The following is an 8,981-nucleotide window of genomic DNA, read 5'->3' on the forward strand; positions in this document are numbered from 1 at the left end:
ACGAGGTGCCGCTGCTGCTGCGCGTGGAAGACCGCACCGCGCACTTTGCCGACGGCAGCCAGCGCGAGATCGACGCGATTGTCCTGTGCACCGGCTACCAGCACCATTTCCCGTTCCTGGCGGACGAATTGACGTTGCGCACGCACAACCGCCTGTACCCCGAAAATCTGTACAAGGGCGTGTTCTGGATCGACAACCCCAAACTCATTTACCTGGGCATGCAGGACCAGTACTACACCTTCAACATGTTCGATGCGCAGGCCTGGTACGCGCGCGACGTGGTGCTGGGCCGCATGGCCCTGCCCGATGCCACCGCCATGGCCGCCGATGCCGCACACTGGGTGGAGCGCGAGCAGGCGGCGACCGACCCCGACGCGCACATCGACTTCCAGGCGGCGTACATCCGCGACCTCGTCGGGCCGACCGACTACCCGGATTTCGACATCGAAGGCATGGGTGCGCTGTTCAAGGAATGGAAGCGCGACAAGCAGGCCGACATCCTGGGCTACCGCGACAAGAGCTACCGCTCCACCATGACCGGCACGTTGGCACCGCCGCACCACACGCCGTGGATGCAGGCCCTGGACGACTCGTTGGAGGCCTTCCTGGCGGAACCGGTGCAGCCTGCGGCGAAAGCACCGCAAGCGCCGACGCCCGTGCCGGAGTTGCGCCAGCGGAATTGTCAAAAAGAAGAGCAACCCGCGCTGGCTGGGTAAGCGTTAGCGCACGATTTGACCCTTATTGTGGCGCGGCGTGGCGCCGCTCACCGCTTGCGCGCCAGCGCCCGCACCGCGTGGTGCGCCGGCCGGCCCAGGCAGCGCGCCAGCCAATCGCTGGTCACCGGACTCTGCGGCCACAGGGTGGGCGCCGGGCGTGCCCACGACAGCACGCTGGCCACGCACAGGTCGGCCACGGTAAAGCGCTGGGCCGCGATGTGGGCCTCGCCCAGCCCCTGCTGGCGCGCCAGGTGCTGCTCCAGCACGGCCAGCGGGGCGCGCAGGCGCTTTTCCGCCGCCTCGGCCAACGCGGGTTTGCGCTGCTCCGGCGGCATCACGGCGCGGTGCATCAGCACCGTCAGCGCGTCTTTCTCCAGCTCCGTCACGGCCCAGAAGCTCCAGCGCAGCGCGTCGGCGTCCTCGCGCGGCGTGGCCGGGGTGAGGCTCGTGCCATCGGTCGGCCCATGCTGGCGCGCGATGTACAGCGCGCAGGCCATGCTCTCCCACATCACCACGTCGCCGTCCGGGCGGTGGTCCACGAGCACGGGGATGTGGCCGTTGGGGTTGAGCGCCAAAAACTCCGGCGTGTGTGTGGCGCCGCCCAGGTAGGGCGTAGCGACGTGTTCAAAGTCCAGGCCCAGTTCGGTGGCGGTCCACAGCGGGCGCAGAGCGCGCGATGCGGCAATGCCGTAAATGCTCAAACCCATGGGATGGCGTCTCCATCAAAAACAAAAAAAGAACTCAACCGCACTCCTGGCGCAGCCGCTCGCACAGGGCGGCAAGCCCGGCCACGGTGAGATGGGGCGCATGCGGGGCATGCTCCCACGGCAGACCGGTGCGGTTGAGCCAGGCCACCTGCATGCCCGCGTTCAGCGCGCCCACGCCGTCGAGGTGCGCGTCGTCGCCCACGTGCAGGACCTGGCTCGCGGCCACGCCCGCGGCCTGCGCGCCGCGGTGGAAGATGCGCGCATCGGGCTTGGCCGCGCCCACCTCGCGCGCGCTGACGGCGGCGTGAAAGTAGCGCCCCAGCCCCACGCGCTGCACATCGGCATTGCCGTTGGACAACGCCACCACGGGAAAGCGGCTGCTCAGGTATTCCAGCGCGGGCAGCGCATCGTCGAACAGATCGACGCGCTGGCGCTCGGCATAGAAGATCTCGAACGCCGGCCCGGCCAGCGCCGGGTCGTCGCCCGCGCGTTCCAGCGCGCGGCGGATGGACTCGCGGCGCAGCGCGCTCAGGTCGTGCGCCCGGTCGGCCAGCTCGCGGTTCACTTCGTCGCGGATGGCGCGCAGCACGCCGGGCTGGGCCGACCAGGCCACGGTGGCGGGCGCGTGCTCGGCCAGCCAGGCCTGCAGCTGCGCCTCGGCGCGCGCAATGGTCGGCCAGACGGGCCAGAGGGTGTCGTCGAGGTCGAGCGTGATGGCGCGGATGCGGGAGAAGTCGAGGGGCGTAGCAGGCACGGCAGGCAAAGGGAGAAAAGAGAGGGCGCCACCGCCACCGGGTTGCGCCCGGCGCAGGATACCGCAGGCCGCCACAATGGAGTGCCGGACGAGAACGCATTCACGAGGAGGCACCGTGGCCTGGATCATTGCGAAGTACCTGCTGACTGCCGCCGTCGTCGTGCTGGTCTCCGAAGTGGCCAAGCGCAGCGACAGGCTGGGCGGCCTGGTGGCGGCGCTGCCGCTCGTCACCGTGCTGACGCTGGTCTGGCTCTACCTGGAAAAGCAGCCCCAAGAGAAAATCGCCGCGCACGCCTGGTACACGTTCTGGTATGTCGTTCCCACCTTGCCGATGTTCCTGGTGTTTCCCTGGCTGCTCGCGCGCTGGGGATTCTGGCCTGCACTGCTGGCCAGTGCGCTCCTCACCGCCACCTGCTTCGGCATTTTTGCGTTGGCGGTGCGGCGCTTTGGCATAGAGTTGCTGTAGCCGGCGCGCCGCCTTGACGCCCAGCGCAGGCGCTGACGCCCCACCCCCCACAGGAGCACGACATGACACACGCATTGACCGCCGCCCAACGCAGCGAACTCGAGGCCCTGCTGCTGGCGCGCCGGCGCGAACTGGGCGCACAAATGGAGCAAAACCGCGACAACATGGCGCCGCCCTCCGCCGACGACGATGGTGAGGGGCAGAGCAACGTGGCGCGCGAGGTGGACCAGGCGCTCAGCGACATCGACGCCGCCGACCTTGCGCGCATCGACCAGGCCCTCAAGGCGCTGGAAGATGGCAGCTATGGCCTGTGCGCCGAATGCGGTTGCGCCATCCCGTTCGAGCGCCTGCGGATCGAGCCCCAGACGCAGCACTGCGTGGCCTGCAAATCGCGCTGGGAAAAGGCCCACAGCAAAGCCTGAGGGCGTCATCCGCGGCCCGCGCCGCTGCCGCTGTGCCAGCGGGGTGGGCGGCCTTTTTCAAGGAGTTGGAGATCCCATGGTGCCGTTTGTTTCTGCCCTGCGCCCCTGCTTTTCCGGCCTGGCGCTGGGCCTGGCCTGCGTTGCCGCCGCGGCGGCGGGACCGCCATCCCCGGCGCCGCTGGCGCCCTCGGGCGACGGCACTGATGTGATCGACCCGCGCACCCGACTGGCGTGGTCGCGTTGCGTGGAGGGCATGCACTGGAATGGCACCACCTGCACCGGCCAGGGCCAGCTGTTCGACCGCAGCCAGGCCAGCGCCCAGGCCCAGGCCCGCGCCCAGGCCGAGGGCCTGCGCTGGCGCCTGCCGCGCGCCAACGAACTGCGCCGCCTGGTGGACAAGGGCGCCACCCCTCCGGGCCTGGACCCGCGGCTGTTTCCGGCCGCCCCGCGCGACTGGCATTGGTCGGGCTCGGCCCCCATCCGGCAGGCGCAGGCCAACCCGTACGCCTACGACAGCATCGTGCAAGGCCGATCCGGCGGCGGCAGCCGCCTGGCCGTCAGCGAGGGCTGGGCCGTGAACCTGGCCACGGGCGAGGCGCGCGGCGACACGGCCAAAGCCAGCAAGCTGCCGGTGCGGCTGGTGCGGCCGCTGGACTGACGCGTTCGGACAGCGCGCGCAACGCGCCAGGCCCCCGGCGCGGCCGCCGCTTGCGCGAGAATGCCGCATGCCTTTTCAACCCGAACCCGCCTACACCCACGGGCAAGCCGCCCGCACCGCCATCCTGCTGTGCAACCTGGGCACCCCCGATGCCCCCACGGCCCCGGCGCTGCGGCGCTACCTGGGGCAGTTCCTGTCGGACCAGCGCGTGGTCGAGATCCCCAAACCGCTGTGGTGGCTGATCCTGCACGGCATCATCCTGCGCACGCGCCCGGCCCAGTCGGCGGCCAAATACGCCAGCATCTGGACGCCCGAAGGCTCGCCGCTGGCGGTGTGGACCGCCAAGCAGGCCACGCTGCTGCGCGGCTGGCTGGGCGAGGCCGGCCACAACGTGCTGGTGCGCCACGCCATGCGCTACGGCAACCCGTCCATTGCGAGCCAGCTCGACGCGCTCAAAGCCGAGGGCGCCACGCGCATCCTCATCCTGCCGCTGTACCCGCAGTATTCGGGCACCACCACGGCCAGCGTGTTCGACGCCGTCTACGCCTGGGCCGCGCGCACGCGCAGCGTGCCCGAGCTGCGCTTTGTCAACCGCTACCACGACGATGCCGACTACATCGATGCGCTGGCGGGCACCGTTCGGGCGCACTGGAAGCACCACGGGCCGCCCGACAAGCTGGTGATGAGCTTTCACGGCGTGCCCGAGCGCACGCTGCACCTGGGCGACCCCTACCACTGCGAAAGCCAAAAAACCGCGCGCCTGCTGGCCGAGCGCCTGGGACTGCAAAAGGGCGACTGGCAGCTCACCTTCCAGTCGCGCTTTGGCAAGGCCAAATGGCTGGGCCCCTACACCGAGCCCACCTTGATCGAGATGGGCAAGGCAGGCGTCGGCCGCGTGGACGTCATCTGCCCGGGCTTCACCGGCGACTGCCTCGAAACCCTCGAAGAAATCGACCAGGAAGCGCGCGCAGCCTTCCTGCGCGCGGGCGGCAAGGAGTTCCACTACCTCCCCTGCCTCAACGGCGACCCCGCCTGGATCGCCGCGCTCAGTGCCATTGCACGCCAGCACCTAGCGGGCTGGCCGGTGCAGCCTCCCGGCGCGGCCGCTGGCGCCGAAGCGCGTGCCCACGCGCTGGCCGGAGGCGCGACGGCCTGAAGGTGCGCCGCGGCCATTACTCACATTTCAATAGCTACCTGCGCTGACAGGGCAATCGCTGGAGGGCTATTTGGTCTGAATGGCATCGGCAAAAGACCCGCGCAGCGCGACGTCCGGGGGCGCGCTGCGGCGGCGTCACCACGGCAAACGCTCGCCCTGGTAGCTGAAGAATCCACCCGTTTCGGCGGGCGTCAGCGCATCGAGCACGCGCAGCATCTCGGACGCCGCCACGGCGGCGGGCCGGCCGATCTCGGCGCCGCGAAATGGCCGCGACAGCGGTGAATCCACGGTGCCCGGGTGCAGCGCCGCCAGCACCGCCTGCGGCTGGCTGCGCTGCACTTCGATGGCGGCGGTCTTGACGAACATGTTGAGCGCCGCCTTGGAGGCGCGGTAGCTGTACCAGCCACCGAGCCGGTTGTCGCCGATGCTGCCCACCTTGGCCGAGAGCACGGCCAGCACACCGCGCTCGCGCGCGAGCAGCGGCGAAAAGTGCGCCAGCACCAGCGCCGGGCCCAGCGCATTGGCGCGGAAGGTCGCTTCCATCTGCGCATAGTGCAACTGGGCCAGGCGCTTTTCGGGCATGAATTGCGGCGTGTGCAGCAGGCCAGCGGCGAGGACGATGAGGTGAAACGGCCCCTGCGTACGCAGCGCCCCTGCGGCGCGCGCAACACTGGCCTCCTCATCGAAGTCCATGGCCGGATCGGAGCGCCGGTGCAGGCCACGCATGCTGCCGCAGCGCGGCTCGGCCTGCAGACACTGCACGAACGCTGCGCCCAGGGCGCCCGAGGCGCCCAGCACCAGGGCGCGAAATCCGTCGGGGAAAGACCGCAGGGCAGAAACGCGCTCTTGCACGGCGAACGACTCAACTCAGTGGTGCGCCCGGTGCGCTCGGCGCCTCAGCCGCGGCTTTCGATGCCCAAGGCATCTGCATCTATGCGGTGCTTTTCCATCAGCCGGTACAAGGTCATGCGCGAAATGCCCAGCGCACGCGCCGCATGGGTGACGTTGTTTCCCGCGCGCGTGAGTGCCCGGAAGATCGCATCGCGCTCGGCGACGGTGCGCGCAGCGCCCAGGTCGGTGCGCGCAGTAGTGCCCAGGTCCTTGTGCGCGACCACATGGGCAGACGCCAGACCGAGATCGCGGGCGCTGATCCAGCGCTGGTCGGTCATGACCACCGCGCGCTGCACGCAGTTGTAAAGCTCGCGCACGTTGCCGGGCCAGGAATAGCTGGCCATAGCCGCCAGCGCCTGCCGGTCGAACCCTTCTATGCGCCGGGGGCGGTCGGCCGCGCAGACCTTGAGGAAATGCCTGGCCAACAGGGGCACGTCGTCCATGCGCTGGCGCAGCGGCGGCACCTCGATGGCCAGCACATTGAGCCGGTAGAACAAATCCTCGCGAAAGCGGCCGCGCGCCACGGCCTCGGCCAGATTCACATGCGAGGCGGCCACCACGCGCACGTCGACCGCGGTGCTGCGCACTGCGCCCACGCGCTGTATCTTCTTCTCCTGCAGAAAGCGCAGCATGTTCGTTTGCAGCTCCAGCGGCAGGTCGCCGATCTCGTCCAGGAAGAGGGTGCCGCCATCGGCGGCCTCGATCAGCCCGCGCCGATCGGCCGACGCCCCGGTGAACGCTCCCTTCACATAGCCAAACAGCTCGGACTGGATCAAGGACGGCGCGATGGCGCCGCAGTTTACCTCCACCAAAGGCCCGTCCTTGCGCGGCGAGCACGCATGGATGGCCTGGGCCGCCAGTTCCTTGCCGCTGCCGCTCTCGCCGCGGATCAGCACCGGGGCGGAAGCGCCCGCCACCTTGCGGATGTCCCGGCGCAACTGCACCATCGCCTCGGCCTGCCCTACCATGCCCAGCGTGCTGGCGTCGGAGGACGCCTCTGTGGCCCCCTGGCGCAGCACGGCGCGCTGGGCGGCATGTTCGAGCATGCGGTCGAGGTCGGGCCATTCGAGCGGCAGCACCTGGTAGTCAAAAAAGCACCCCAGGATCAGCGCCCGGAACGCTGGCGACTCCAGCACCGCGCCGTCGCACAAGGCCACCCATTCGGTGTGCAGCGTGTCGTGGACGCAGGCTTCCACCGCAGCCACGCCAGGTTCGTCCAAGCCCTGCGCGGCCCCAGCCACCAGCATCACGACCGGGTAGCGGTGCTGCGACAGCAGGCGGCGCGCCGCGGGCACATCGTCGCAGAACGCCACGTCCCAGCCCCTGCCCCGCAAGTGGCCTTCCACGACCTTGCCCTCCGCCCCCAGGCTCAGACACAGGATCTTGCGCACAGGCATGGCGGGGCTTTCTGGTCAAAAAGACATGGGAATGCGCACGCTCAGCGTGAGGTCGGGCGTGTCGCGCGTCAGGCCTGCGCCCACCGTGACGTTCAGCGTCGTCCGGTCGCTGTAGCGGTACGAATAGCCCAGCAGCAAAGACGCCAACTGGATGCGCGCGGAACTGGCCACGGGCACGCCGTTCTGCTTGGTGCGGCCTACGGAGTTGAGGTCGACGCCCATGCTGAACGAAGAGCGGTCGTTGAGCGCCAGGCCCATGCCGAAGTTGATGCCCCAGACATCGCCGGGTTTGACGCTGCCGATGAATTCCTGCTCACCCGCGAGCACCCTCCGGCTCACGTTGCTGCGCTTGAAGTTGTGCGTGTAGCTGAAGCCGCCGAAGAACACCGCCGGATCCGAGGGCAGGAGCCAGGTCAGCGAAGGCTGCAGCGAATAAAAGCCCGAGCCGGTGGGCAAATCCAGCGGCAAACCCGTGCCGGTGGTGTTGCCCACGCAGCGGGTCACGCAGTCGGTCACCACATCGAACGGGTCTTTACCCGTGCGCGTCTTGAAGCGCAGCCCGCCGATCAGGAAGGGCTCGTTGCCCTGGGGCTGGTTGAGCTGGTAGCGGGCCGCAAATTCGATGTCACCGATCGCGCGGCCGCTGGAATTGAAGGCCTGCTCGTTCGCCGAGCCCGTGAAAATCTCGCGGCTGATCGCCGTGTCCGAGCGGTACACATAGGGCAGCCGCATCTCCACTTCGAGGCTGCGCGACAGCCCCCAGCGGCCGGTGAGCGCCGCAGTCAAGGTGTTGCGCTTGACCTCCCGCACGTCGACCAGCCCGATCAGCAGCGCCGGAATGATGGTGTAACCGACCAGTGCAACGCGGTTGTTCGAAGAGTAACCGTACTGCACGGACGGTTCGAGCACATAGTGGCCGGGCTGCGTCAGGATGCCCGGCTGGTCGAACAAAGGGGCCACTGCCGGGGGCTGGTTGTCGACCACCGGGGCCGTCCCCACCCGCACGGGACGGGCGCCGCTCTCGGCCGGGGCATTGGATGCCGGCGTGGCCTCGGCCGTGACAGGTGCCGGGGCGCTGCGCGCTGACTCGGCCATCGAACGCTCCAGCTCCTGGTAGCGGGCCTCCTGGTCCACAAACTGCTGCCGCATCTGCTCGATCTGGCGGCTTTGCGCGTTGACCTGCTGCTCCAGCGCTTCGATGCGCTGGGCGACGCTCTTGCGCCCAGGCACGCTTTGTGCTTGGGATACAGCGCTTGATAAGACCATGACCGAACCGGTGACCCAAACCCAGGGCGTGGACGGAGCGAACGTGTTCATGCGGCTACTCCCTAAGCGCTGAAACTTGTTGTGCCAACGGTGGCGGTCAATGCCGATCCAGAATACGTGCCCCCTTGTGGTCGGGCAAGCGGCGCAGTGCAAGTGAACGTAAATTTGCGCAAACGCCTTCACATTTTTTGGACCTGCTGTCACAGGGCTGAGGCAGTGTCTACACCGAGGTGCACCGGCCGCGATCATTCGCCAGACATGCCCATACATCCTTCAGGAGGACGGGCCGTTCTGCTCCGCTGACAGGCCCCGCCGAGCAACCCATCGGCGTCACAGCGGTGCGACACAAGGCCCGCCGCAGACACCTGGCACAGAGCCTGAACGGACGCACTGCACTGCCCAGCGCCGCTGCGGCGCTGTACCTGCATCAACCTTCTGTGACATTTCGGGTGGAACCTCCTGGACCGCGTTACGGTTGCCGCGCCGTTTTGCCTTGGCCCACAGGCAGCGCCTGTAGCGCGGTCCTCTTCCCTGCAGCCTTTGCACAC

Annotated in this window: 9 protein-coding genes and 1 pseudogene; 5 read left to right on the forward strand and 5 right to left on the reverse strand. The window is 68.7% G+C overall.

Annotated features, from left to right (window positions below):
• Positions 1-716, forward strand: a pseudogene (locus B2J89_RS18500) (hypothetical protein); the annotation flags it as partial.
• A gap of 47 nt (positions 717-763) precedes the next feature.
• On the opposite strand, the gene B2J89_RS18505 reads toward B2J89_RS18500, so the two are convergent.
• Positions 764-1,423, reverse strand: a complete 660-nt coding sequence (locus B2J89_RS18505; protein ID WP_169170420.1) for a glutathione S-transferase family protein — start codon at positions 1,421-1,423, stop codon at positions 764-766.
• 34 nt (positions 1,424-1,457) lie between these two features.
• Positions 1,458-2,177, reverse strand: coding sequence for an HAD family hydrolase (locus tag B2J89_RS18510; protein ID WP_371809097.1), 720 nt, complete (start codon positions 2,175-2,177; stop codon positions 1,458-1,460).
• A gap of 115 nt (positions 2,178-2,292) precedes the next feature.
• Between B2J89_RS18510 and B2J89_RS18515 the strand changes: the two genes are divergently transcribed.
• The 4 genes from B2J89_RS18515 to hemH all read left to right on the forward strand — a co-directional run bounded on the left by B2J89_RS18515 (position 2,293) and on the right by hemH (position 4,879).
• On the forward strand, positions 2,293-2,643 hold the full coding sequence (locus B2J89_RS18515; protein WP_169170422.1) for a DUF3147 family protein: 351 nt from the start codon (positions 2,293-2,295) through the stop codon (positions 2,641-2,643).
• A 62-nt stretch (positions 2,644-2,705) separates the two neighbouring features.
• Entirely contained in the window at positions 2,706-3,065 is a 360-nt protein-coding gene (locus B2J89_RS18520; RefSeq protein ID WP_169170423.1) for a TraR/DksA C4-type zinc finger protein, read from the forward strand.
• A gap of 76 nt (positions 3,066-3,141) precedes the next feature.
• Positions 3,142-3,723 (forward strand): DUF1566 domain-containing protein, encoded by a 582-nt coding sequence (locus B2J89_RS18525; RefSeq protein ID WP_169170424.1) that lies wholly within the window; start codon positions 3,142-3,144, stop codon positions 3,721-3,723.
• 67 nt (positions 3,724-3,790) lie between these two features.
• Positions 3,791-4,879, forward strand: coding sequence for a ferrochelatase (gene hemH / locus B2J89_RS18530; protein ID WP_169170425.1), 1,089 nt, complete (start codon positions 3,791-3,793; stop codon positions 4,877-4,879).
• A gap of 135 nt (positions 4,880-5,014) precedes the next feature.
• Here the strand turns inward: hemH and B2J89_RS18535 are convergent, their stop codons facing one another.
• From B2J89_RS18535 to B2J89_RS18545, 3 genes are all read right to left on the reverse strand, one after another.
• Positions 5,015-5,710, reverse strand: coding sequence for an SDR family NAD(P)-dependent oxidoreductase (locus B2J89_RS18535; protein ID WP_205763895.1), 696 nt, complete (start codon positions 5,708-5,710; stop codon positions 5,015-5,017).
• Between the two features lie 65 nt (positions 5,711-5,775).
• The gene (locus B2J89_RS18540) at positions 5,776-7,167 is read right to left on the reverse strand and encodes a sigma-54 dependent transcriptional regulator (RefSeq protein ID WP_169170427.1); all 1,392 of its coding nucleotides are present in this window, start codon (positions 7,165-7,167) and stop codon (positions 5,776-5,778) included.
• A 15-nt stretch (positions 7,168-7,182) separates the two neighbouring features.
• Positions 7,183-8,484: an acetate kinase gene (locus B2J89_RS18545; RefSeq protein WP_240965080.1), complete on the reverse strand. Its 1,302-nt coding sequence runs from the start codon at positions 8,482-8,484 to the stop codon at positions 7,183-7,185.
• Positions 8,485-8,981: the final 497 nt, after the last annotated feature.

It is taken from the genome of Acidovorax sp. SRB_24 (assembly GCF_012931925.1).

Excerpts from the sequence above, each read along its gene's own strand:
- B2J89_RS18505 (WP_169170420.1), bottom strand. The coding sequence starts at position 1,423 with ATGGGTTTGAGCATTTACGGCATTGCCGCATCGCGCGCTCTGCGCCCG.
- B2J89_RS18520 (WP_169170423.1), top strand. The coding sequence starts at position 2,706 with ATGACACACGCATTGACCGCCGCCCAACGCAGCGAACTCGAGGCCCTG.
- B2J89_RS18525 (WP_169170424.1), top strand. The coding sequence starts at position 3,142 with ATGGTGCCGTTTGTTTCTGCCCTGCGCCCCTGCTTTTCCGGCCTGGCG.
- hemH (WP_169170425.1), top strand. The coding sequence starts at position 3,791 with ATGCCTTTTCAACCCGAACCCGCCTACACCCACGGGCAAGCCGCCCGC.
- B2J89_RS18540 (WP_169170427.1), bottom strand. The coding sequence starts at position 7,167 with ATGCCTGTGCGCAAGATCCTGTGTCTGAGCCTGGGGGCGGAGGGCAAG.
- B2J89_RS18545 (WP_240965080.1), bottom strand. The coding sequence starts at position 8,484 with ATGAACACGTTCGCTCCGTCCACGCCCTGGGTTTGGGTCACCGGTTCG.